This is a genomic window from Pseudomonas sp. GW821-FHT02H09 (genome assembly GCF_059421425.1).
The window spans coordinates 48819-72715 of sequence record NZ_JBWKVA010000010.1 but is presented as its reverse complement, the minus strand read 5'-3'; the positions used below and the strand labels follow the sequence as shown (position 1 = coordinate 72715).

Annotated in this window: 22 protein-coding genes, 1 tRNA gene and 1 pseudogene; 8 read left to right on the top strand and 16 right to left on the bottom strand. The window is 60.5% G+C overall.

Going from position 1 to position 23897, the window contains the following annotated elements; translation table 11 throughout:
- Window positions 1–225: 225 nt before the first annotated feature.
- The 5 genes from AC07VR_RS15520 to AC07VR_RS15500 all read left to right on the top strand — a co-directional run bounded on the left by AC07VR_RS15520 (window position 226) and on the right by AC07VR_RS15500 (window position 5800).
- Window positions 226–1686, top strand: coding sequence for an NAD-dependent succinate-semialdehyde dehydrogenase (locus AC07VR_RS15520; RefSeq protein WP_495011715.1), 1461 nt, complete (start codon window positions 226–228; stop codon window positions 1684–1686).
- A gap of 159 nt (window positions 1687–1845) precedes the next feature.
- The gene (locus tag AC07VR_RS15515) at window positions 1846–2934 is read left to right on the top strand and encodes an ABC transporter ATP-binding protein (RefSeq protein ID WP_495011714.1); all 1089 of its coding nucleotides are present in this window, start codon (window positions 1846–1848) and stop codon (window positions 2932–2934) included.
- A gap of 262 nt (window positions 2935–3196) precedes the next feature.
- Window positions 3197–4486 (top strand): 4-aminobutyrate--2-oxoglutarate transaminase, encoded by a 1290-nt coding sequence (gabT, locus tag AC07VR_RS15510; RefSeq protein ID WP_495011713.1) that lies wholly within the window; start codon window positions 3197–3199, stop codon window positions 4484–4486.
- Window positions 4487–4583: 97 nt separating this feature from the next.
- Window positions 4584–5270 carry an HAD family hydrolase gene (locus tag AC07VR_RS15505; RefSeq protein WP_495011712.1) on the top strand — a complete coding sequence of 229 codons (687 nt, stop codon included), beginning with the start codon at window positions 4584–4586 and terminating at the stop codon, window positions 5268–5270.
- Between the two features lie 38 nt (window positions 5271–5308).
- Entirely contained in the window at window positions 5309–5800 is a 492-nt protein-coding gene (locus AC07VR_RS15500) for an Lrp/AsnC family transcriptional regulator (protein WP_081567735.1), read from the top strand.
- 109 nt (window positions 5801–5909) lie between these two features.
- Here the strand turns inward: AC07VR_RS15500 and AC07VR_RS15495 are convergent, their stop codons facing one another.
- The 4 genes from AC07VR_RS15495 to AC07VR_RS15480 all read right to left on the bottom strand — a co-directional run bounded on the left by AC07VR_RS15495 (window position 5910) and on the right by AC07VR_RS15480 (window position 9774).
- The gene (locus AC07VR_RS15495) at window positions 5910–6620 is read right to left on the bottom strand and encodes a cupin domain-containing protein (RefSeq protein WP_495011711.1); all 711 of its coding nucleotides are present in this window, start codon (window positions 6618–6620) and stop codon (window positions 5910–5912) included.
- Between the two features lie 15 nt (window positions 6621–6635).
- A complete protein-coding gene (locus AC07VR_RS15490) occupies window positions 6636–7919 on the bottom strand; it encodes an NAD(P)/FAD-dependent oxidoreductase (RefSeq protein WP_495011710.1) in 1284 nt (427 codons plus the stop codon).
- A gap of 60 nt (window positions 7920–7979) precedes the next feature.
- Window positions 7980–8684 (bottom strand): HAD-IA family hydrolase, encoded by a 705-nt coding sequence (locus AC07VR_RS15485; RefSeq protein WP_495011709.1) that lies wholly within the window; start codon window positions 8682–8684, stop codon window positions 7980–7982.
- Window positions 8685–8826: 142 nt separating this feature from the next.
- Complete coding sequence (locus tag AC07VR_RS15480; RefSeq protein ID WP_495011708.1) at window positions 8827–9774, bottom strand: LysR family transcriptional regulator; 948 nt, start codon at window positions 9772–9774, stop codon at window positions 8827–8829.
- Between the two features lie 137 nt (window positions 9775–9911).
- Here AC07VR_RS15480 and AC07VR_RS15475 point away from each other — a divergent pair, with 137 nt between their 5' ends.
- Window positions 9912–11339, top strand: coding sequence for an aldehyde dehydrogenase family protein (locus AC07VR_RS15475; protein ID WP_495011707.1), 1428 nt, complete (start codon window positions 9912–9914; stop codon window positions 11337–11339).
- A 37-nt stretch (window positions 11340–11376) separates the two neighbouring features.
- Here the strand turns inward: AC07VR_RS15475 and AC07VR_RS15470 are convergent, their stop codons facing one another.
- From AC07VR_RS15470 to AC07VR_RS15460, 3 genes are all read right to left on the bottom strand, one after another.
- Entirely contained in the window at window positions 11377–13110 is a 1734-nt protein-coding gene (locus AC07VR_RS15470) for a GMC family oxidoreductase (protein ID WP_495011706.1), read from the bottom strand.
- 9 nt (window positions 13111–13119) lie between these two features.
- Complete coding sequence (locus AC07VR_RS15465; protein ID WP_495011705.1) at window positions 13120–14169, bottom strand: ABC transporter substrate-binding protein; 1050 nt, start codon at window positions 14167–14169, stop codon at window positions 13120–13122.
- Window positions 14170–14397: 228 nt separating this feature from the next.
- On the bottom strand, window positions 14398–15309 hold the full coding sequence (locus AC07VR_RS15460; protein ID WP_495011704.1) for a LysR family transcriptional regulator: 912 nt from the start codon (window positions 15307–15309) through the stop codon (window positions 14398–14400).
- Window positions 15310–15417: 108 nt separating this feature from the next.
- On the opposite strand from AC07VR_RS15460, the gene AC07VR_RS15455 reads away from it, so the two are divergent.
- Entirely contained in the window at window positions 15418–16497 is a 1080-nt protein-coding gene (locus AC07VR_RS15455) for a tartrate dehydrogenase (protein ID WP_495011703.1), read from the top strand.
- A 107-nt stretch (window positions 16498–16604) separates the two neighbouring features.
- On the top strand, window positions 16605–17531 hold the full coding sequence (locus AC07VR_RS15450) for a 2-hydroxyacid dehydrogenase (RefSeq protein ID WP_495011702.1): 927 nt from the start codon (window positions 16605–16607) through the stop codon (window positions 17529–17531).
- Window positions 17532–17627: 96 nt separating this feature from the next.
- Here AC07VR_RS15450 and AC07VR_RS15445 read toward each other — a convergent pair.
- The 9 genes and pseudogenes from AC07VR_RS15445 to rpmI all read right to left on the bottom strand — a co-directional run.
- Window positions 17628–18353: pseudogene (locus AC07VR_RS15445) on the bottom strand (flavin-containing monooxygenase); the annotation flags it as partial.
- Between the two features lie 35 nt (window positions 18354–18388).
- On the bottom strand, window positions 18389–18739 hold the full coding sequence (locus AC07VR_RS15440; RefSeq protein WP_495011701.1) for an ArsR/SmtB family transcription factor: 351 nt from the start codon (window positions 18737–18739) through the stop codon (window positions 18389–18391).
- 237 nt (window positions 18740–18976) lie between these two features.
- Window positions 18977–19053 (bottom strand) — tRNA-Pro (locus tag AC07VR_RS15435).
- An 89-nt stretch (window positions 19054–19142) separates the two neighbouring features.
- Window positions 19143–19499, bottom strand: coding sequence for a MerR family transcriptional regulator (locus AC07VR_RS15430; protein ID WP_003179985.1), 357 nt, complete (start codon window positions 19497–19499; stop codon window positions 19143–19145).
- On the bottom strand, window positions 19480–19782 hold the full coding sequence (gene ihfA / locus AC07VR_RS15425; protein WP_002553164.1) for an integration host factor subunit alpha: 303 nt from the start codon (window positions 19780–19782) through the stop codon (window positions 19480–19482). The genes AC07VR_RS15430 and ihfA overlap by 20 nt, the downstream gene beginning before the upstream one ends.
- A 3-nt stretch (window positions 19783–19785) precedes the next feature.
- Window positions 19786–22164: a phenylalanine--tRNA ligase subunit beta gene (gene pheT, locus AC07VR_RS15420; RefSeq protein WP_494994717.1), complete on the bottom strand. Its 2379-nt coding sequence runs from the start codon at window positions 22162–22164 to the stop codon at window positions 19786–19788.
- A gap of 26 nt (window positions 22165–22190) precedes the next feature.
- Window positions 22191–23207, bottom strand: coding sequence for a phenylalanine--tRNA ligase subunit alpha (gene pheS / locus AC07VR_RS15415; protein ID WP_007905876.1), 1017 nt, complete (start codon window positions 23205–23207; stop codon window positions 22191–22193).
- Window positions 23208–23316: 109 nt separating this feature from the next.
- Entirely contained in the window at window positions 23317–23673 is a 357-nt protein-coding gene (rplT, locus tag AC07VR_RS15410) for a 50S ribosomal protein L20 (protein WP_007905879.1), read from the bottom strand.
- Window positions 23674–23702: 29 nt separating this feature from the next.
- Window positions 23703–23897, bottom strand: coding sequence for a 50S ribosomal protein L35 (rpmI, locus tag AC07VR_RS15405; RefSeq protein ID WP_002553160.1), 195 nt, complete (start codon window positions 23895–23897; stop codon window positions 23703–23705).

The following is a 23897-nucleotide window of genomic DNA, read 5'->3' as shown; positions in this document are numbered from 1 at the left end:
CCATCAATGTCCGCGCTGCACCGCCCAGGCGGGCAACGTCGTTTCCGGGGCTTGGTGGCGGACCGGTCGATCACGCGCCACCCGACCATTTCCAGCCCCAGCACAGCCTGCCGTCACGCGCCTGATTTCAGCATCTATCACCCGTGCGCAGGCTCATCTCGGCATCGGCCACTGGACGGGGCTTTTTACAATGGGCCCATCGTTCGCACCCTCAAGGCCCTGATCATGTTGAAAAACCAACTGCGTGACCCTTCCCTGCTTGTCGAGCGCGCCTACGTCAACGGCGCCTGGATCGAGGCCGATCACGGCGCGACGATCGACGTGACCAACCCCGCCGATGGCAGCGTGATTGCCCGGGTCCCGGCGTTGCAGGCCGCTGAAACCCGCCGTGCGATCGAAGCCGCGCAAGCACGCTTCGTCGCCTGGCGCGAAGTGCCTGCCGCCGAACGCGCGCGCTACCTGGAGGTGTGGTTCAGCCTGATCATGGAAAACCAGGAAGATCTGGCGCTGATCATGACCACCGAACAAGGCAAACCGCTGGCCGAGTCCCGCGGCGAAATCGCCTACGGCGCCAGTTTCGTCAAGTGGTTCGCCGAGGAAGCCCGGCGCATCTATGGCGACACGATCCCTTCGCCAGCCGCCGACCGGCGCATTCTGGTGCTCAAGCAACCCATCGGCGTCGTCGCGGCCATCACCCCCTGGAACTTCCCGAACGCGATGATCACCCGCAAATGCGCCCCTGCCCTGGCGGCCGGTTGCACGGTATTGGTCAAGCCATCGGAAATGACCCCGCTGTCGGCCCTCGCGCTGGCGGTACTGGCTGAGCGCGCGGGCATCCCGGCCGGCGTGTTCAACGTCCTGACCGGCCTGCCTGCGGGGGTCGGCGGCGAGATGACCGCCAACCCCGATGTGCGCAAGCTGTCGTTTACCGGCTCCACCCGGATCGGTCAGTTGCTGATGAGCCAGTGCGCCGCCACCATCAAGCGCCTGAGCCTGGAACTGGGTGGCAACGCGCCGTTCATTGTTTTCGACGACGCCGACCTTGACCTGGCCATCGCCGGCGTCATGCAAAGCAAGTTCCGCAACGCCGGCCAGACCTGCGTGTGCGCCAACCGCATCCTGGTGCAGGACGGCATCTACGACCGTTTTGCCGAGCGCCTGAGCGCTGCCGTTGCCGAGTTGAAAGTCGGCGACGGCCTGCAAAGCGGTGTCACCATCGGGCCCCTGATCAACGCCGCCGCCGTGGACAAAGTGGCACGCCACATCAACGACGCGCTGGAGAAAGGCGCGAGCATCGCCATCGGTGGCGCGCCGCAAGGCGAGGGCCTGTATGTGCAGCCGACCGTGCTGCGCGATGCCAGCGCCGACATGCTGCTGGCCACGGAAGAAACCTTCGGACCGGTCGCTCCACTGTTCCGCTTCAAGGATGAGGCCGAGGCACTGACCCTGGCCAATGCCACGCCCTACGGCCTGGGCGCCTACTACTTCACCCAGGACATGCGCCGCGCCTGGCGCGTGGGTGAGCGCCTGGAGTTCGGCATGGTCGGGCTCAACACCGGGATCATTTCCATGGAGGTGGCGCCCTTCGGTGGCATGAAGCAATCAGGCACCGGCCGCGAAGGCTCCAAGTATGGCCTGGACGAGTTTCTCGAGGTGAAGGCCTGGCACATCGGCGGCCTGGACTGATCGAGGCAGGCGTAAAGCAGCCTGTGGTCCCCCACTCGCGCCGGACAGCAGATCCTATTGGTCCGGCGCCCCAAAACGGCACGAATCAGGCCCGCGCCTGTGTTCAGATAACCAGCAGGCTTATCGGGCAATCCCTGGTTTTACATAGGACGACGCTTCATGAATTTCACTGAAGGTTTTGAATCGGTCAGCGTTAACAAGGTGTGTAAGCACTACGGCAACCTCAAGGCTTTGAACAACGTGGACCTCAAGGTCGAAGCCGGGGAATTCATGTCATTGCTGGGCCCGTCCGGTTCGGGCAAAACCACCTTGCTGAGCATTCTGGGTGGTTTCATCCGGGTCAGTTCCGGCAGCATTTTATTCGGCGAGCGCGACGTCACCCTGATGCCGCCGCACAAGCGCGAAATCGGCGTGGTGTTTCAGAACTACGCGCTGTTCCCGCACATGACCGTCGGCGAAAACGTGGCCTTTCCGCTGCGTGCCCGTGGCGAAAGCGCCAGCAAAAGCCGCGACCGGGTCAAGAGCGCCCTGGCGACCGTGGAGCTGTCGGGCTATGAAGACCGCAACATCGCGGCACTGTCTGGCGGGCAGCGCCAGCGCGTGGCCCTGGCTCGCGCAATCGTCTTTGAACCGAAGCTGATCCTGATGGACGAGCCGCTGTCGGCCCTGGACAAGCAACTGCGCGAAATCATGCAGATCGAGCTGCGCGCCCTGCACAAGCGCCTGGGCGCCACCATGATCTACGTGACCCACGATCAGCGCGAAGCCCTGACCATGAGCGACCGTATCGCAATCATGCGCGGCGGCCAGCTGGTGCAGGTCGATACACCGCGCCGCCTGCACGATCACCCGGCCGACGATTTCGTCGCCAGCTTCATCGGCGAGAGCACCCTTGTGCCGCTGAAACGCAGCCCGAACAACGGCTTGACCCTGGGCAACACGGCCCTGCGCACCACCCGCCCGGTGCCGGCATCGGGGGATGTGTTCCTGGCCCTGCAATCGGAAAAACTGCTGCTGGACAACGACAGCTCGGGGCCAGAATGGAACCGCCTGCGTGGCCGCGTGGCCGACATCGTTTTCCAGGGCGAAAGCCTGAAAGTGTTCGTCGACCTCGAAGGCGGGCCAACGGTCAGCCTGCGCCAACCCAGCCATCACGAAGGCAACCTCAGCCTGCCGCCCATTGGCGCGCCCATGATGATGCGCCTGCACCCGGAAGACACCATCGTCGTGCCACGCGCCGGGGTTTGATTCACCCAGAACATTTCGGCCCGTAGCAGCACGGCTTGTCGGCGTTAGCAATTCAAGGTCCCGCCGACAAACCGTTCTGCCACGGGCCGATGTCGTTTCTGGCGCAAACGATACCCGGCGCCCTGCGCAGCGAAATATTTCGTCACCCCCCTGCAAAACAGTCGATCACAGCACCCGACGCCCCAAGTTCAGCGCTTGTGGTTCCGGGCAATCCTTATCCTGATGACATCACCCGCCACCTTCGGCGTTCACGGAGATCGAGATGAATTCTGCACTGACTGAAAACCAACGCCTGCTAGCCCTGCGCGAACACCATGTACCGCGTGGTATCGCCACCGCCCACCCGGTTGTCGCGGCACGGGCCGAGGGCGCCGAACTGTGGGATGTCGATGGCAAGCGTTACCTGGACTTCGTCGGCGGCATTGGCGTGCTCAACGTCGGCCATAACCATCCGAAGGTGGTCGAGGCCGTGCGTCGGCAGGTCGGCGAGATCTCCCACGCGAGCTTCCAGGTGGTGGCCTACGAGAACTACATCCAGGTGGCCGCCCGCCTGAACAAACTGATCGGCGGCGACGCCCACTACAAAAGCGTGCTGTTCACTTCCGGCGCCGAAGCCGTTGAAAACGCGGTGAAGATCGCCCGTGGCTACACCAACCGCACGGCTGTGATTTCCTTCCGCGGCGGCTTCCACGGCCGTACCCTGCTGGGCGTGACCCTGACGGGCATGAGCCAGCCCTACAAGCAGAACTTCGGCCCCTTCCCCGCCGAGATCTATCACGCCACCTACCCCAACGCCTACCGCGGTGTCAGCAGCGATGACGCGCTGGCCGAGCTGGATGAGCTGTTCGCCACCGACGTCGCGCCGGATCGCGTCGCCGCGATCATCATCGAACCGGTCCAGGGCGATGGCGGCTTCCTCGCCGCGCCCAAGGAATTCCTGCAAGCCCTGCGCGCCCGCTGCACCCAGCACGGCATCGTGCTGATCCTCGACGAGATCCAGGCGGGTTTCGGCCGCACCGGCACGATGTTCGGTTTCCAGCATGCCGACATCCAGCCAGACCTGGTGACCGTCGCCAAGAGCCTGGCCGGTGGCATGCCGCTGTCCGGCGTGGTCGGTCGCGCCGAGATCATGGATGCGCCAACCTCCGGCGGCCTGGGCGGTACCTACGGCGGCAACGCAGTCGCTTGTGCCGCGGCGCTGGCCGTGCTGGACCTGTTCGAAGAGCAGGATCTGCTGGCACAGGGCGAGACACTGGCGACACAACTGCATGAAGGGTTGCTGGTCCTGCAAAAACGTTACCCGAGAATCGGCGACGTACGCGGCCTGGGCTTCATGCAGGCGATCGAAATGGTCGCCGACGATGCTGCCCAGAGCCCGGATGCAGTACTGGCGCAAAAGGTCATCGATGAAGCCCGCCATGCCGGTTTGCTGGTGATCAAGTGCGGAGTGCATCGCAACGTAGTGCGTTTCCTCGCGCCGCTGGTGACCACGCAGAAGCAAGTGGCAGAAGCTTTGCAGATGCTCGAAAAAGCGTTGGCCGCCGCCTGCTGAGCGCGCTGACGGTAACACCCGGCCCGACCTGCCCCGCCAGTGTCGGGCCTCGGGCTGAATCATGATGGAACCGGCATGGCCTACTCAGGAGCAAGTCATGAGAGTCACCCATTACAAGGCGTTGGGCTTGTCATTCGGCACGTTGGTTGACCGCGAACGGGGCATTCTCGAAGGCCTGCGACCGCTGGCGGTGCAAAGTGAATCCAGCGCCAGCGATGCGCAGTTACTCAGCGCTTACCGACAGGTGGCGCAAGAGCTTGCCAGCCGCGCGCCGCAGATCAGCGCAACGGCTTTTCACGGCCAGCTCTACCAACGTGTGGCGCAACAATTGCAAATCACTCCGGGCTGGGATGAAAGTGTGGCATTCAGTAGCTCTTCATCCCTGTGGCCCATTTTCGAAGACGCTCCCGGTGCCCTTCAGTACCTGGGCAAGTTCTACCGTTTGATACTGATCGCTCCACCCCTGGGTATCGATGTACTTGCCTTGGCCCGTCGCCTGCCGGTCGAATTCGATGCGATTGTCGAACCCAGCAACGACGATTGGCACAACAGTCTGGAGAGCGAGTTGCATCGCTTGGGACTGGAGCGTTCGGAACTGTTACCGGTGCGCAGCACGGAAAGCGATGACCCGTGGAACGAGCGGGTGGATTTTCCGGTCTGCACACTACGTCGCAGCCATGACCAGTCGTGGAACCTTTCGCCTCAGGCAATGGACGGCAAGCGCTGTGAATACGCCAGCCTCGCTGACCTGGCCCATGCCCATCAAAAGGCATTGCACGCCTGAGTACGACGGCCCTGATTTGACATTGCGAGGACTGATCAATGGACGCTGCAACCAAGCTCGACCGTATCGACATCAACATCCTGGTCCAATTGCAGAAGGACGGGCGCATGACCAACGTCAGCCTCGCCGAAGCCGTTGGACTGTCGCCCAGCCCTTGCCTGCAACGTGTCAAACGCCTGGAGGCCGCCGGTTACATCAGCGGCTATGAAGCCCACGTCAACCTGGCCAAGTTCGCCAACTCGGTGACCGTGTTCACTGAAATGACCCTCTCGGATCACAAGCGTGCCGACTTCGTGAAATTCGAATCGAGCATCCGCAACATCGACGAAGTGCTGGAGTGCCACTTGATCAGCGGCGGCTACGACTACCTGGTGCGCTTCCTGTGCAGCAGCATTCAGCACTATCAGGAGCTGATGGAGTCGATCCTCGACAAGAACATCGGCATCGAGAAGTACTTCAGCTACATCGTGATCAAATCGCCCGTGGTCAAGAGCACCGTGCCACTGCGTAGCCTCGTTCGGGCGGTATAAAACAAAACCTGCAGCCGTGCGGCTTGCCGTGGATGGCGATCACAGGATCGCTATCGCTGGCAAACCGCGCGGCTTCAGATCAAGTTGACCAGGCAGCGCCCCTCCCCACTTACGACAGAATGCAGAACACCTTGCGCACGGTCTCTTCGCTGGTCCACGCATTGGTGGCGCCCTTGGGCACGATCACCGTTTCTCCCGCCCGCACATGATGGCTGTCGCCTTGCTCGGCCTGCAGGGTCACCGAACCTTCCAGGATAAACATCAGCTCGCTGTAACTCGGCTCGACCTGCTTGCGAGCGTACGCCTCGCATTGCCACAGCCCGATACGCAGGTTACCGGTGCTGAACAGGGTTTCGCTCCAGGCTTTCGGCGTGGCGGTCAACAGCACATTGGCAGCCGGCGGATTCGTCGGTGCCAGCGGTTGGGAGAGATCGATCCTGATGGGAGCCCCGGGCATGTCAGTACTGGCTGAAAGCCCCGGAAACGCCATGAACAGCCGGCGCAATTGCCCGCGATGCTGCCAGCGCACATTGACGCCACGGGGCACGACGAAACAGTCCCCCGCCGTCAGTTGCAGGTCGAAACCCTCACCCTGCAAACGCAACTCGCCGGCTTCAATCACAACCAGCTCAACCCAGGGAAACACCTCGATCAGCAGGTTCGCGCCGGTGCTGGCACTGCTGCCGGCCGCACAGCCCTGCACCGGGTCGTGAAAGTTGATGACTCGCCCGGCCGCCAGCGGATCGCCCTGCAGGGCCAAGGGTGCGCAGGGCAACTGGCGATCGGTATGGGGGTGGGAGTAATGCAAAATCGGTGGCATACGCTTAACGCTCGCTCATCGGCCGATGACATCTAGGAATTGCTGCCAGCCCGCCGTCAGGCGAACGCCCGGCGCCCGGAAGGCATGCAGAGGAATGGGATTGAAATGCTCGCCCGCCAGCAAGCCGAGCTCGACCTTCTCGCCCGCCGTCATGGCTGCCAGTTGCCTGCCCATCCATGTCGACATCGCGACCCCGCCACCGTTGTAGCCAATGGCGTAGTAGCTGCGCTCATCGAGCTGCCCGGCATGGGGAAGGTAATCCAGGGTCATCGCCACCAGTCCCGACCAACGATAGGCGATGGTCTGGTCGCGCAGAATCGGGAAAACGTCACCCATGCTGCGCTGCAAAGCGTCGAACGCGCCTTGTGAATCGCCCTTGCCGAAAGCGCCCCGTCCACCAAAAATCAAGCGATCGCCGATGACGCGGAACCAGCGCAACATGCGCTTGGTGTCACCACACACCTGCCCGCCCGGCATGATCGCGGCGAGGATGTGCGGTGGCAGGGGCTCAGTGGCGATGATCGCGCTGCGGAACGGAATCAACCGCCGATGCAGCGTATCGGTGGCGCGGGTCTGGTCGGAGTAACCGTTGGTGGCGTAGATCACTTGCCGAGCACTGACCCGCCCTTGCGGCGTCTGCACGATCACCCGGTCACCTTCGCGACGGACCTGCTCGGCCGGGCTGTTGATGAACATTTTCACGCCATGATCGACCAGGTGGCGAGCCATGCCACGCGCGTAGTTCAAAGGATGGATACCGCCGGCTTTGGGAGTCAGCAAGCCGCCGGAAAAAATCGTCGAACCGGTCATTTCCCGCACCTGGTCGACCGAAATCATGTGTGATGAGGTGCCGCCGGTTTCACGCTTGATCCAATTCGCGGTGGATTCCAGTGCGCCCAGCGCGTGGACGTTGTGCGCCGCCGCGATATGCCCGCCCAGATGCAGCTCGGCACCGGTCAGACCGAGGGTTTCAACCATTTCCACCAGGCTGTCCACCGCGGCATAACCGGTGTGGTACATCTGCAACGCGGTGTCGCGGCCAAAGCGCGACATGAGCGCGGGAAAGCCCACCCGGAATTTCGGCGAGACCACGCCGCCGTTACGTCCGCTGGCGCCCCAGGCCAGGGTATTGGCCTCGACGATGAGGGGTTCGCGGCCACTGCGGGCGATGTGATGGGCTGCCGAGAGGCCGGTGTAACCCGCGCCGATGATCACCACGTCGCACTGCCGCTCGCCTTCCAGGGATTGCAGTGCGGGTGCCGGTTGGGCGGTGGCCGCCCATAAGCTCTGAACAGTCATGCCAGCCTCTCGACTCAATAAGGATTGGCGCTCACGACCAAGGCCCGAGCGCCGAGGGGATCAACCCAGCTCTTTCTCGACCGCGTCGGCCAATTGCGCCAGCGACGTGAAGTGGTAATGCGGCTCGGTACGTTCCGATTCCAGGGTGCCACCGGTGCCTTTCTGGGCAAAACGACGCTCGATCCAGCAGGTCTGATAACCCAGGCGCATGGCCACGCCAATGTCGTGGTACTGGCTCTGGGCAACGTGCAGGATGTTTTCGAACAGGATGCCCTGGGTCGCCAGCACACCCCGGGTGTAGGCAAAGAACTGCGGATCGGGTTTCTCGAAGCGCACGTCGTCGACGGTGACCCGCACGTCGAACGGCTGGTCGAGGGTTTCGGCCATGTAGTTCAACGCCCAGATCTGCGAGTTGGTGGTGGCCACCAGCCTGAAGTGCTTGCGCAGGCGCTTGAGCGCTTCGACCGAATCAGGGAACGCCGGGAAGTTCTTCACCGACTGCGCCAGGCCTTTGGCATAGTCGTCGTTGTCCGGCAGCCCCAGCTTGGAGGCGATGACGTGGTAGCAACGCTCCAGGTCATCCGGCCACCAGCCCGAATCGCTGGAGGCGCGGGCCTCGCGATAGGCTTTGAGGATGTCGTCGTCGCTGCGGGCCTTGCCCGCTTCACCCGCGACTTCGCGTACATGGGCCAGAATTCCGGCTTCGAAATCGATCAGGGTACCGACAACGTCGAACGTCAGGGCTTTGAACTGCTTGAAAGACATAGGGCGCTCCGCAAGAAAAGTCGTAAGGGTGAAACTGACTGGACAGGCCCATTATCTGCCCGCCTTCTCGCGAAATATTCTGTTTTGCCCTACCCCAGAGGCATAACCTACTGTTTTTTTACTCGACGTGCCGCACCTGTGCTCAATGGGTCGATTGCAGGGTGGCAAGCAATCCCAGATGAGGGTAAAGCGCGTCGATTCTGAGCATGTCCTCGCGCATCTCCTCGATGATCCAGTCACGCACGCTTTCCACGATCGGACGCACCGGGCGATTGGCCGGAACGACCAGGCAGCAACGTCGGGAATTGACCCGGAAAGCGTCCGTCGCCGGCACCAGTTCACCCTTGCACAGGGAGTTCGAAACCACGTTCAACCACCCCAGCGCCATGCCCTGGCCCAACAATGCAGCCTGGACCACTACGGCATAATCGGAGAACACCAGCGCGTTGTCGGCGCGTCCCGGCGTTTCGAAAGCGGCGGCCCAGCCGCGATCCTGGTTGTCCATGCTGATCAGCGTCGGCACCTGTTTCTTGCCCTTGCCCTGAACGACATCGGCCAGGTATTGGGCGTTGCACACCGGCAGGGTAATTTCCGGAATAACCAGTATATCCGTGGCTTTCAGGCTGCCTGCTTCCAGGTAGCGCATGCCCAGGTCGACGTCCACCAGGGGGCCGCCGATCCTGCCGGACATCAATTGGTAGCGCATGTCGACGGTGGGAAATCGCTGGCTGAAACGACTCATGCGCGGCATCAGCCAGTGGGTGGTGAACGCCGTGGAAACCGACAGCGTCACGGTTTCGATCCCCGTCGCCCGAGCCTCGATTTCACTGATTGCCGACTCGATGGTACTGAAGCCTTCCTGCACGCGGCGATACAAAATTCCGCCGCTTTCCGTCAGCCTCGCCCCGCCGTGAACACGCTCGAAAAGCTGCACGCCAAGGTGCTCCTCCAGACGCGACAACATGCGACTCACGGCCGGTTGGCTGACGCACAGTTCATCCGCCGCCCGGGTGAAGCTGCCACATCGAGCGGCCGCTTCGAAGACGAACAACGAGCTGGAGCTGGGGACCTTGCGACGGAGATTAGACATAACCTGAGTTTATGCCTGGCACAACTATTAGTAAATTGTCCGGAACAAAATACCCCGCCTATTCTGGTGAGCGGCTGCGTAAGGCGACCCACGAATGTTCGGCGCGGCACTCCTCCCCTCACGAGACCTTCCTTGCTATGAAAAACAACCTGAAGTTTTACATCGATGGCCGCTGGGTGGAGCCTCACAGCCCCGATCGCCTGCCCGTGATCAACCCCGCCACCGAGCAGGCATTCAGCGAAATCGCCATGGGTGACCTGAACGATGTCGAGTCCGCCGTCATGGCCGCCCGGCGCGCCTTTCCAGAGTTCTCAAGCACTTCACCTGCGCAGCGCAAACTTCTGCTGCAACGGGTTCTGGATGTCTTCATGGCGCGCTACGACGAAATCGCCGAGGCCATCGTTCAGGAAGTCGGCGCCCCGAAAGCCTTGTCCCACGCCTGGCAAGCCGGGATCGGAAAGCGTCACCTGGAGCAATTGCTGCGCACCCTCGACACGTTCGAGTTCCAGAAATCCCGTGGCACCACGCTGATTGCCCATGAGCCGGTGGGCGTGGTTGCGCTGATCACCCCCTGGAACTGGCCGATCAATCAGATCGTCTGCAAGGTCGCGCCGGCCCTCGCCGCCGGTTGCACCATGGTCCTCAAGCCGAGTGAGATCGCACCGATCAATGCCTTGCTGTTTGCCGAGGTCATGCACGAGGCCGGCGTGCCGGCAGGCGCTTTCAACCTGATCAACGGCGATGGCCCAACGGTCGGCGCCGCACTGTCTGCACACCCGCAAGTGGACATGGTTTCGTTTACCGGCTCGACGCGCGCGGGTACGGAAATCGCGCGCCTGGCTGCGCCGACGGTCAAGCGCGTACATCAGGAGCTGGGCGGTAAATCGGCAAACATTCTGCTCGACGACGTCGATCTGCAAGCGGCAGTGACCAGCGGTGTAGACAGTTGCTTTGGCAATAGTGGGCAGTCCTGCAATGCGCCGACGCGCATGCTGGTGCCCGCCGCGCTGCACGACCAGGCCGTGGACATTGCCCGCCGCGCCGCGCAAAAACACATCGTCGGCGCTCCCGATGCGGTCGCCACGACCATGGGACCGGTGATCAGTGAGCGTCAGTACGACAGCATCCAGCGGATGATTGCCATCGGCATCGACGAAGGCGCGCAACTGGTTTGCGGCGGACCGGGTCGACCCGATCACCTGCCCCAGGGTTACTACGTGCAGCCGACGATCTTCGCCCGGGTCACCCAGGACATGACCATCGCCCGCGAGGAAATTTTCGGACCGGTGCTGGTCATCCAGGCCTACGAAGAGGAGGCGCAAGCGGTCAGCATGGCCAACGACAGCGTGTTTGGCCTGGCGGCCTACGTTCAATCGGCGGACCAGGCGCGAGCCCGCGACGTTGCCCTGCAAATGCGTGCCGGCAGCGTCTACATCAATTATCCGAGTTGGGATTCCGGTGCGCCGTTTGGTGGCTACAAGCAATCGGGTAATGGCCGCGAATACGCCGAATGGGGGCTGGAGGCATTTCTGGAAGTGAAGGGGATTGTCGGTTGGGGGGCTTGATGCCCCCGCCCTGAAAGGCTCGCTGGCCAGGTGGTTGCTACGGTTGAGCCGCCACCTTGGCCTCGCAGTCCGACACCTTCGCCTCAGCCTTGATCAAATCGGCCATCCGCTCGGCGATCATCAGGGTGGGAACGTTGGTGTTGGCGCAGGGAATCGAAGGCATCAGCGAGGCATCACACACACGCAGCCCTTCGACACCGATCACTCGACCGTCACCGGTGGTGACCGCAAGTGGATCATCGGCGCGCCCCATGCGACAGGTGCCTGACGGATGCCAGGTGCCACCAACATTGCGCTGTACGAACTCGGTCAGTGCCTTGTCATCGGCGAGCAGCTTTTTCAGGGTGACTCCCTGGGTGACCAGGCCATGAATCAGCAAGCCCCGCAGCGGCCCGGCGACATCCAGCAGCAGGCTCAAGGCGCCACGTTGCAGCGCATTGATCTTGCCCGGCATCGCGACCCTGGCCACCCGTGGCGAGTAGCTCGATGGAAACACCACGCTGCACTCGCAGCTCAAGGCTGACGCCGACAACGTCTGGGCGCCGAAACGTAACGCTTGCTTCAGACGCTCAAGGTCCCGCACATCGCCCAGCATGTCGAAACGCACTTGCGGTTCGTCATGGGGATCGCTGGACGTCAGGTGCAGACGCCCCCGGGAATAGGATTTGTTGACCCAGAAAAAGATCGTGCCCAATCGATAACCGATCGAATGCCAGCCTGATCGAGAAAGGATTGCGCCGTGCATATCACACGGCACCGTGTCGGCCAGCCCGGAGGAAAAACGCACGATGGCCTGTTCATGGTGTTCTTCGGGAAACGCCGTTCGGCCTTCGCGGTTGAGCAGCGCAGACACCGCAATCGAAGGATGCTCCATCAGGTTGGCTCCCACCCCGGGACGGTCCGCCACCGACGCAATGCCTAGCGAGGCCAGGTCGTCCGCCGGACCGATTCCACTGCGCAGCAACACCGCGGGACTGTGGATCGCACCGGCGCAGACGATGACCTCACGCGCCCTCAAGGACTCGACGCCCCCTCGGCTGTCGATGATCCTGGCGCCTGTCGCACAACCGGCCTCGATCAACACCCGATCCACCACACAGCGGGTGCGCAGGGTCAGGTTCTTGCGCCTGCGCACCTCATCGGTCAGATAACACACCGATGTCGGGATTCGCTCGCCCTGCTCGCTGACGCCAATGGCGCCCACGAACACGCCCTCCTCCCAGGGCCCATTCTGATCGGCCTTGTGCTCGAGGCCGAGTCCGCCCAGAACCTTCATCACACCTTTGACGAAAGGCGAAAGGCGCTCCGATGGCGTACGCCGGATCCTGACCGGTCCGTCGCTGCCATGCAGCGCCTTGTCCTGCGGCCCGCAAAAGTCGGTGTCGTTTTCCAGCTTGCGAAAGTACGGCAGGCAGGTTTGCCAGTTCCAGCCTTCGGCGCCCAGCGCCTGCCATTCGTCATAGTCGGCAGGCGCGCCACGGTTGGTCATCAGGGCGTTGATCGCCGAGCCCCCACCGAGGATCCGCGCTTGCTCATAGCGCCGCGTGGCACTGGCGCGATGACCCATCAACGCGGTCAGACGTTGCCAGATATTGCTGACATCCAGATAGGCCCGCCCCGGGTACCGGCTACGTATCTCGGGTGGCATCGTGTGCAGGGAAATATCGCGCCCCGCCTCGACCAGGCACACCTGTTTGTCGGGGTCCTCCGAGAGCCGGGCGGCCAGCGCGCACCCGGCCGACCCGCCTCCCAGAATCAAATAATCGATCATGCCGACACCTTACTGAACGAACTTGAGCCAGCGATCCTTGGCAGCAATCCCCTCGGCGGAGGCCCACCACTCTTCCGACATCAGCGCTTGCCTGGCCGCGTTATCCGGCGAGCTTGGCAGTTCCTTGGCCCGCTCGGCGGTGATTTTCCCCGCGGCGAACGCCGCCGGGTTACCTGGGCCGTAGTCGATGTAGAGTGGCAGGTTGGCTTGCAGTTCAGGCGACACCGCTTCGTTGAGGAACTTCACGGCCGCCGCATAGTTGGGGGCATTTTTCAGGATGCACAGCTGGGTGTTTTGCAGCAGGCCGTCGTTATAGGTGAAAGCCACGTCCGGATTGCTCTTTTGCACGGCGCTGGCGCGACCGTTCCAGATCATCAGCATGTCGACTTCGCCATCGGCGAGCAATTGCGCCGACTGACCACCCGAGGTCCACCACACGGCGATGTTCGGCTTGATCTGCTCGAGACGCTTGTAGGCACGCTCGACATCCAGCGGGTAAAGCCTATCGCGAGGCACGCCGTCGGACAGCAGCGCCGCTTCCAGGGTGCTCATCGGATCGTTACGCAAGGCACGCACACCGGGGAAGTTCTTCACGTCCCAGAATTCAGCCCAGGTCTGCGGCACTTTTTTCAGGTTTTTCTTGTTGTAGCCGATGACCGACGAGTAGAACTCGTAAGCCACCGAATACGGCGTGCGGTAGGCCGCCGGCATGCTCTGCACGTTCGGCAGCTTGCTCAGGTCCAACGGTTCGATAAGCCCTTCCTTGCCTCCGCGCAAGCAGTTGGAGGGCGGTGTATCGATCACGTCCCACACCGGTTTTTTCGCTTCGCCCTGGGCCTTGACCATCGGCCAGGCATCGGGCGCGCTGTCCTGTTTGATGGTGATGCTCAAAAGCTTCGCCGCCGGATCCAGGATGGCCTTGGTCTGGGCCTCCTGGTAAGCGCCGCCTTGGGAAACAAAAGTGATTTCGTCGGCCACAGCGGGCATCGCGCACGCCACCGAAAGACTCAACAGGGAAATGACGGAACCGAACGCTTGAGCAACAGACAAGGTTTTCATGGCAAATCATCCTGGACGTAGATTAATTCGGCAGCGTTAAAACCTCGACTGAACACCCTGCACCAGCGTGCGTTGCTCAGGTTTGATTTTATTGTTAGACCGAGCGGGACAATTCGACGTTACAAGAGCGTGACACCACAGGGCAATGCACGAATAGTCAGGGATGTCATAACTTCAAATTATGCTTATTTTTCCGGGCACCTACTCGCGCCCTCCCGGGCCTCTCGCTTACTTGAGCGCCGCAAACGGCAAGCGCCTGGCCAACTCCTGCGCGAGGTAGCGGGCGAATACCGAGATGCGTTGCGGAATATGCCGACGATGCTGATAGACCACGAAGATATCGGCTCTGGGCGCCTGGTAATCGCTCAGCACCGCCCGCAGGCTCCCGCTTTCAAGGTATTCCTGAACATTCCATCGCGAACGCAGGATCAATCCATGCCCGTCCAGGGCCAGGTGTAACGCGACTTCTCCATCGTTGCTCGACAGCGTGCCGCTGACTTTGTGCGAGTAATCCCGGCCATCCTTGCTGAAACGCCAGATCGCGTAATCACTGCTGAACTGACGCAGCACGATGCAGTTGTGGTGCACCAGATCAGCCACCCCTGTCAGCTCAGGCATAGCCTCAAGGTATTGCGGAGAAGCACAGAGAATGCGCGGGTTTTCCAGCAGGCGCACAGCGATCAGTCGCGAGTCCGGCGGCTCGCCCATACACACGCTCATGTCAAACTGATCATCCAGCAGGCTCAAGGGCTGGCTGGACAGCTCCAGGGAAAGCTCCAGCTCGGGATGCAATCGGGCGAAGCTGGAGACCAACGGCGCCAGATGTTGCCGACCGAAACCCAGGGTGCCATTGATCCGCAAGCGCCCCTGCAAGGTCGTTTGTCGGCTGTTGAGCGCACTCTCCAGTTCTTCCAGTTGCTGCAGGATCGGCCGCCCTCCTTCCAGGTACAAGGTCCCCTCCGTAGTCAGCGACAGTCGTCGGGTGGTGCGCTGCAGCAACTGCACCCCCAGACGCGCTTCAAGCTGGCTCAAGCGTTTGCTCACCGCAGGCAACGACAGACCGAGGTGCCGCGCGACTTCGGTGAGGCTGCCGCGTGTCGCCACCTGCTGGAAGAAACTCAAGTCATCGATCATCGCCACGGATTCTTTCCTTAAAACTAAGAATGGCTTTCGCACAAGACTAATTATTAATACAGAGCTACTGCATACACTGGCAATCAGTCCACATCAATCCCAGGAGTCGAATCCATGAACAAAGCCCATTACAAAATTGCAGTGATCCCCGGCGACGGCATCGGCAAGGAAGTCATGCCTGAAGGCGTGCGCGTACTCGACGCCGTGGCAGCCAAACACGACCTGGAACTGCAATGGGACTGGTTCGATTTCGCCAGCGCCGATTACTACCTGGCCCACGGCAAAATGATGCCTGACGACTGGTTTGACCTTCTCAAGGACTACGACGCAATCTACTTCGGCGCAGTGGGCTGGCCGGATGTCGTGCCTGATCACATTTCCCTGTGGGATTCGCTGTTGCAGTTCCGCCGCGAATTCGACCAGTACGTCAACCTGCGCCCCTGCCGCCTGATGCCGGGCGTCAAGACCCCGCTGGCCAATCGCAAACCCGGCGACATCGACTTCTGGGTCGTGCGGGAAAACACCGAAGGCGAATATTCCAGCGTCGGCGGCAAGATGTTTCCGGGTACCGACCGGGAAATCGTGTTGCAGGAGACCGTCATGACTCGTGTCGGCGTCGACCGCATTCTCAAGTTCGCCTACGACCTGGCCCAGAGCCGCCCGAAGAAACACCTCACCTCCGCCACCAAATCCAACGGCATCGCGATCACCATGCCCTACTGGGATGAGCGCGTCGTCGAGATGGGCAAGAAATTTCCTGAAGTGAAGGTCGACAAGTACCACATCGACATCCTCACCGCGAACTTCGTCCTGCATCCGGACTGGTTCGACGTGGTGGTCGCGAGCAACCTGTTCGGCGACATCCTTTCTGATCTCGGCCCCGCCTGCACCGGCACCATCGGTATCGCGCCGTCAGCCAACATCAATCCGGAGCGCAACTTCCCGAGCCTGTTCGAGCCCGTGCACGGCTCGGCGCCGGACATCGCCGGAAAAGGCATTGCCAACCCGATCGGACAGATCTGGTGCGGCGCGATGATGCTCGAACACCTCGGCCACCCGCAGGCGGGAGCGGCGGTGCTGGCCGCAATCGAAACGGTACTGGCGATGGGGCCGGAGAAGGCACCACTGACCGCCGATATTGGCGGCAAAGGCAACACCGAAGCCCTGGGCAGGGCCATCGCCGCTGCGGTCTGAGCCGGTAAATAACGCGCAATCTTCCGTTCACAGCGCGTGATACGGGAGATTGTTGCGCGTGACTTTGGCATCGTGTGAACACCTTTCCAGCGCTTGCGAGAGACACCATGACCCTGCTGTTCAAAGTCGACGATGCCCGTGGCTGCACCTGGAAATCGCTGTTCGAACAACACGCGCCGGACATCGACGTGTGCTTCTGGCCGGACATCGGCGACCCGCTAGACGTACGCTACTTCGCCGCCTGGAAACCGCCACGGCAGTTGCATGAGCGCTTCCCGAATCTGGAAGTGATCTTTGCCACCTCGGCGGGAGTCGATCAATTCGACCTCGGCGAGCTGCCAGAGCACATCAAGGTCGTCCGCATGCTCGACCCCGGCATCGCTCAAGGCATCGTCGAGTACGCCTGCTTCGCTGTGTTGAGCCTGCATCGACAGATCCCGCTGTACCTGCATCAACAACAGGCCGGGCGCTGGCAAGACCACATCCTGACCCCGGCAGCACAACGTCGGATCGGCGTCATGGGCCTGGGCAACCTGGGTATTGCGGTGCTGCAGAGCTTGCGTGCGTTCAACTTCCAGTTGCATGGCTGGGCGCGCTCGCAAAAGACCATCGACGGCGTGCAATGCCATGCCGGCGACGACCAGCTCGAGCCCTTTCTCAACCAGTGCGACATCCTGATCTGCCTGCTGCCCCTGACCGACGACACCCGCGGCCTGTTGAACGCGAGAACGCTGGCCGCGCTGCCAAAGGGCGCCAACCTGATCAACCTGGGTCGGGGCGGTCATCTCAAGGAAGAGGATCTGCTTCAAGCACTGGCGTGCGGGCAACTGAGCCACGCCATTCTCGACGTGCTCAACGAAGAACCGCCATCTCCGGATCACCGGTTCTGGCAGCACCCACAGATCTGGCTGACCCCGCACATTGGCGCAATGACCGCACCGCAAAGCGCCTTCCCCGGGTTGCTGGCCAATATCAGGCGCCATCAGGCCGGCGAACCCATGCAAGGATTGATCAAGCGCGATCATGGCTACTGAGGCTCCGTACAGACGCTTAGGGCGATGGTGTCCACTTACTATGATCTGCCCCCCTTAATGCTGGAGTTCGGAAGGTGACTTGGCCGGACGCTTACAGCGCAGATAGATCCCGTCATCAAGCACCGGCGTACTTTGGTCGTTCAACCAACGGGGCTTTTCCAACCCTGACCATTTCAGCCACGCATGAAAATCCAGGCCCAGTATCTTTTGCGGAAAAAACCGAATTGGCTCCCTGCTTGCCAGCACGACTTTGCTCACATGGGCCAGTTCATAAGCAATTTGAACAACCGAGTTTGCAGCACCGACCACAACCACTCGTAGATCACCAAAGCCATCGGCATTTCGATATTCCGCGCTGTGCAAACTGCGCCCGAGAAAGCTCTGAAGCCCTTGAATATCTGGAATGAAAGGCTGATTGAATCCACCCGTGCACACGACTAGTGTCTTGGAGCAAAAGATTTCTCCATCGTCCGTTTGAAGCTGAAACAGCCCGTGCCCTCTTCGTACATGCTGTACGCGGGCGTACTGACGAACTGGCAATTTGAATGCCTTTGCATAGTCTTCCAGATAGCGTACGACATCATCACGAAGCGGGTAATGATCGGGTTCTGCCGGGAAGCGCATGCCTGGCAATGACGAGTAAGCAGCTGGAGAAAAAAGCTTCAGACTGTCGTAGTAATTGCGCCAATTCCCTCCCGGCGACCGCTCAGCATCCAAAATCAGGAATCTAAGGTTTTGCTGCTGCAAGTGCCAACCGCACGCTAATCCTGCCTGGCCTGCGCCGATCACAATGACATCCATGATTTCGTTCATTACATTCATACATGCACACTCATGCACATTACAGAGCAAAAAAACTATCCGACCGTACCTGGGCAGCAGAACGGGGCAAGGCTTTTCATATGCTGAAGAATGGCTTCGAGGCGTGTCACCACTGCCGGACCATCCACCTCGTAGAACATCTGCCTGCTGACCTTGGTGCCGCGGACGATACCTGCCTCTAACAGCACTTGCAGATGTCGGGAAACAACTGAACGTTCCTGGGGCAATCCTTCCGCAATCTCTCCAATATCGGCGCGCCCCAGTTGCATCACGCGCTTGAGCACAGCTACACGCGAGGGCTCGCAAAGTGCCTTGAAGAAAGCGCCATCGAGAGACTCGATTGCGGCGTCAATTGCGCGGGTTCGGTTAAGGATTCGATTAGTCATGCGACCGACCATATGTGCACATCCATGCACACGTCAACACTCTGCAATTGCACCTCTCCTAGAGCTAAAAGCTGTGCCATGAAGGTAACCAACTCCGCGAGAAAGCCAACAATTCAGGGTGTAACCCCATATGGTGTTGGTAAAGATTCCACCGAGAGCCAGTCGTTTTGTAGGGGTAAAAACGACCAAAAATTAAAAGGGGTCGCGAGATAAAATCTCGCAACCCCTTGAAAAATATGGTCGGGACGGAGTGATTCGAACACTCGACCCCTAGCACCCCATGCTAGTGCGCTACCGGACTGCGCTACGCCCCGACTAGGCGTGAAACCTGTTCCTCACCTCGAGGAACGCTCAAGAATATATCGCAAGCTTTTGAAAACTGGAAGTATTTAAAAGCAGAAATTTATTTCTTGAGTACCACCAGAACATCTTCCAGTTCGGCGATCATCTGGCGGATCATTTGTTTGTATTGGGTGGTGTCGTCTTTGGCTTCATCACCGGAAAGACGCAGGCGCGCTCCGCCGATGGTGAATCCCTGGTCATACAGCAACGCGCGGATCTGGCGGATCATCAGCACATCCTGGCGCTGATAATACCGACGGTTTCCGCGGCGCTTGACGGGGTTGAGTTGAGGAAACTCCTGTTCCCAATAGCGCAGCACGTGTGGTTTAACCGCACAGAGCTCGCTGACTTCACCGATGGTGAAGTAGCGTTTGCCTGGGATGACGGGAAGCTCGTCGTTATGACTTGGTTCCAGCATAAGCCTCAACTCGGGCCTTCAACTTCTGCCCTGGACGAAAGGTGACCACACGGCGAGCCGTGATCGGGATTTCTTCACCCGTTTTCGGGTTGCGGCCAGGCCGCTGGCGTTTGTCCCGAAGGTCGAAGTTGCCGAAACCGGACAACTTCACCTGCTCGTTGTCTTCAAGAGCGTGCCTGATTTCCTCAAAGAACAGTTCGACCAATTCCTTGGCCTCCCGTTTATTCAGGCCCAGCTCTTCATACAGACGTTCCGCCATTTCAGCTTTCGTCAGAGCCCCCATACGTCACTTCCTTAGCGTGGCGTTCAACCTTTGTTCGAGCGAGGTGAGGATGTTTTGCGTCGTGGTATTCACCTCATCGTCATTAAGAGTGCGCGATGGATGCTGCCAGGTCAAGCCAACTGCAAGGCTTTTTCTATGCGGATCAATGCCTTTACCCTGATACACGTCAAATAGCCTGAGGTCTGTCAGCCATTCACCTGCATTGTCACGGATTACGTCCAGTACGGCACTGGCTGCAACGTCTTTGTCTGCCAGCAGCGCAAGGTCACGACGCACTTCAGGAAAGCGCGATAACTCGTGGAACTCAGGCATTTTGCCCAACGCCACTTCGGCCAGAACCAGCTCGAAAACGAAGACCGGACGGTCGAGACCGAGGGTTTTCGACAATTCAGGGTGGATAGCGCCGATGTAACCGACTACGCGACCATCACGCTCGATACGCGCGGTTTGACCCGGGTGCAACGCAGGGTGGCTGCCCGGCACGAACGTGAACGCGTCCAGTGCACCGGCAAAACCCAGCACGGCTTCCACGTCGGCCTTGACGTCGAAGAAATCCACGGTATCGCGACCTTGAGCCCAGCCTTCCGGCAGACGGCTACCGCACACCACACCGGCCAGCATCGGCTCTTGCTTGAGGCCTTCCAGCTGACCGACGAAGCGCAGGCCGCTTTCGAACAGGCGGACGCGATCCTGTTGACGGTTCAGGTTGTGTTGAAGCGCCTTGACCAGACCAGGCCACAGGGACGAGCGCATGGCAGCCATGTCGTTCGAAATCGGGTTGGCCAGCAACAAAGGCTCGACGCCGGGGCTGAACAGCTCGAACTGTTTCGGATCGATGAAGCTGTAGGTGATCGCTTCCTGATAACCACGAGCCACCAGCAGACGACGCAGCTCAGGCAGATCGCTACGAGCTTCAGCCCTGGCTTGCGGCGCCAGACGGGCTTGCGGGTAGCGAACCGGCAGACGGTTGTAGCCGTACAGACGGGCCAGTTCTTCGATCAGGTCGACTTCCAGGCTGATATCGAAGCGATGGCTTGGCACGTCTACGCGCCACTGCCCTGCCCCATCCGCGGAAATCGTCAGGCCCAAAGCGCCGAGCAGACGCTCGACTTCGGCCGAATCCATTTCCATGCCCAGCATCTGGGTGATCCGCTGAGCACGCAGGGTGACCGGTGCGATCTTCGGCAGGTGCTGCTCGCTGACGGCTTCGATGATCGGGCCAGCTTCGCCGCCGGTGATTTCCAGCAGCAGGCCAGTGGCGCGCTCCATGGCTTCACGGGCCAGTTGCCAGTCCACACCACGCTCGTAGCGGTGCGAGGCGTCGGTGTGCAGGCCATAGGAACGGGCCTTGCCAGCGACGGCAATCTGATCGAAGAACGCGCTTTCCAGGAATACATCGCGAGTGGTCGCCGAAACACCACTGTGCTCGCCACCCATCACGCCGGCAATCGCCAGGGCGCGGGAGTGGTCGGCAATCACCAGCGTATCGCTACGCAGGCTGACTTCCTGACCGTCGAGCAGAACCAGCTTCTCGCCTTCTTCAGCCATACGAACGCGGATGCCGCCATTGATTTCGGCGAGATCGAAAGCGTGCAACGGTTGACCCAGCTCCAGCATCACGTAGTTGGTGATGTCGACGGCGGCGTCGATGCTGCGCACGTCGGCACGACGCAGACGCTCGACCATCCACAGCGGCGTAGGCCTGGACAGGTCAACGTTGCGGATCACACGACCCAGGTAACGCGGGCAAGCGGCTGGTGCCAGAACCTCAACCGAACGCACTTCGTCGTGCACGGCTGGAACAGCGGCAATGACCGGGCGCGTGACTTCGGCAGCGTAGAGCGCACCGACTTCACGGGCCAGACCCGCCAGGGACAGGCAGTCGCCGCGATTCGGGGTCAGGTCGACCTCGATGCTGGCGTCTTCCAGATCCAGGTAGACGCGGAAGTCTTCGCCAACCGGCGCATCGACCGGCAATTCCATCAGGCCGTCGTTGCCTTCACCGATTTGCAGTTCGGCCTGGGAGCACAGCATGCCGTTGGATTCAACGCCACGCAGCTTGGCCTTCTTGATTTTGAAGTCGCCTGGCAGTTCGGCACCGATCATGGCGAACGGGATCTTCAGGCCAGGGCGCACGTTTGGCGCACCGCATACCACCTGGAAGGTCTCCGAGCCATTGCTGACCTGGCAAACGCGCAGCTTGTCGGCGTCCGGGTGCGGCTCGGTGCTCAGCACCTCGCCCACGACCACGCCGCTGAATTCACCGGCGGCCGGCGTAACGCTATCGACCTCAAGACCGGCCATCGACAGACGAGCAACCAGCTCGTCGCGATTTACCTGCGGGCTTACCCAGCCGCGCAGCCATTGTTCACTGAATTTCATCCTGCTCTCCTAAGAATTCGTTACGACTAGCGAAATTGCGCGAGGAACCGCAAGTCGTTGTCGAAGAACAGACGCAAGTCGTTCACGCCGTAACGCAGCATGGCCAGACGCTCAACGCCCATGCCGAAGGCAAAGCCCGAGAACTCTTCCGGGTCGATCCCGGACATACGCAGCACGTTCGGGTGAACCATGCCGCAGCCCATGACTTCCAGCCAGCCAGTCTGCTTGCAGACGCGGCAGCCTTTACCGCTGCACATCACGCATTCCATGTCGACTTCGGCGGATGGCTCGGTGAAGGGGAAGTACGAAGGACGGAAACGCACTGCCAGTTCTTTTTCGAAGAACACGCGCAGGAATTCCTCGATGGTCCCTTTCAGGTCGGCGAAATTGATATCGCGGTCGACCAGCAGGCCTTCGACCTGGTGGAACATCGGGGAGTGGGTGATATCCGAGTCGCTACGGTACACCCGGCCTGGGCAGACGATGCGGATCGGCGGCTGTTTCGATTCCATGGTGCGGACCTGTACCGGCGAGGTATGGGTGCGCAACAGCATGTTGGCATTGAAATAGAAGGTGTCATGCATCGACCGGGCCGGGTGATGGCCTGGGATGTTGAGCGCCTCGAAGTTGTGATAGTCGTCTTCGACCTCAGGGCCTTCGGCGATGCCGTAGCCAATATGAGTGAAGAACTGTTCGATACGTTCCAGAGTGCGGGTAACCGGATGCAGACCACCAGAGGTCTGACCACGGCCCGGCAGGGTCACATCAATGGACTCGGCGGACAATTTGGCAGCTAGATCCGCCTCCTCGAACAACGCCTTGCGCGCATTGAGAACCTCTGTCACACGCTCCTTGGCAACGTTGATCAGCGCACCGACTTGCGGACGCTCTTCAGCCGGCAAATTCCCCAGGGTCTTCATCACCTGAGTCAATTCACCCTTTTTGCCAAGGTAGTGAACCCGGATTTGCTCCAGGGCATTGATGTCTTCAGCGCTTTGCACAGCCTCTAGAGCTTGAGAGACCAGCGCATCCAGGTTTTCCATGTACAGACTCCAGATACAAAATAGGGGAAGAGCTTGAAGGCTCTTCCCCTATTTATGACGTTTAACACCTGAGCCCACAGAGGTGAGCCCGGGTGACTGTCGGGGGTACTTAAGCCAAGGTGGCTTTAGCTTTCTCGACAATCGCAGCAAACGCCGCTTTTTCGTTCACTGCCAGATCAGCCAGAACCTTACGGTCGATCTCGATGGACGCTTTTTTCAGGCCGGCGATGAAACGGCTGTAGGACAGACCGTTGATACGAGCACCAGCGTTGATACGAGCGATCCACAGAGCGCGGAACTGACGTTTTTTCTGACGACGGTCACGGTAGGCGTACTGGCCTGCCTTGATTACCGCTTGCTTGGCAACACGGAATACGCGTGAACGCGCGCCGTAGTAGCCTTTAGCAAGTTTCAGAATTTTTTTGTGACGCTTACGGGCAATGACGCCACGCTTTACACGAGCCATGAGTTACTTCCTCTATTCTTAACCAAAAATTAACGAAGGCGCAGCATGCGCTCGACTTTTGCCACGTCGGACGGATGCAGCAAGCTGCTACCGCGCAGTTGACGCTTACGCTTGGTCGACATTTTGGTCAGGATGTGGCTCTTGAAAGCGTGCTTATGCTTGATACCGTTAGCAGTTTTCAGAAACCGCTTAGCAGCACCACTTTTAGTTTTCATCTTTGGCAT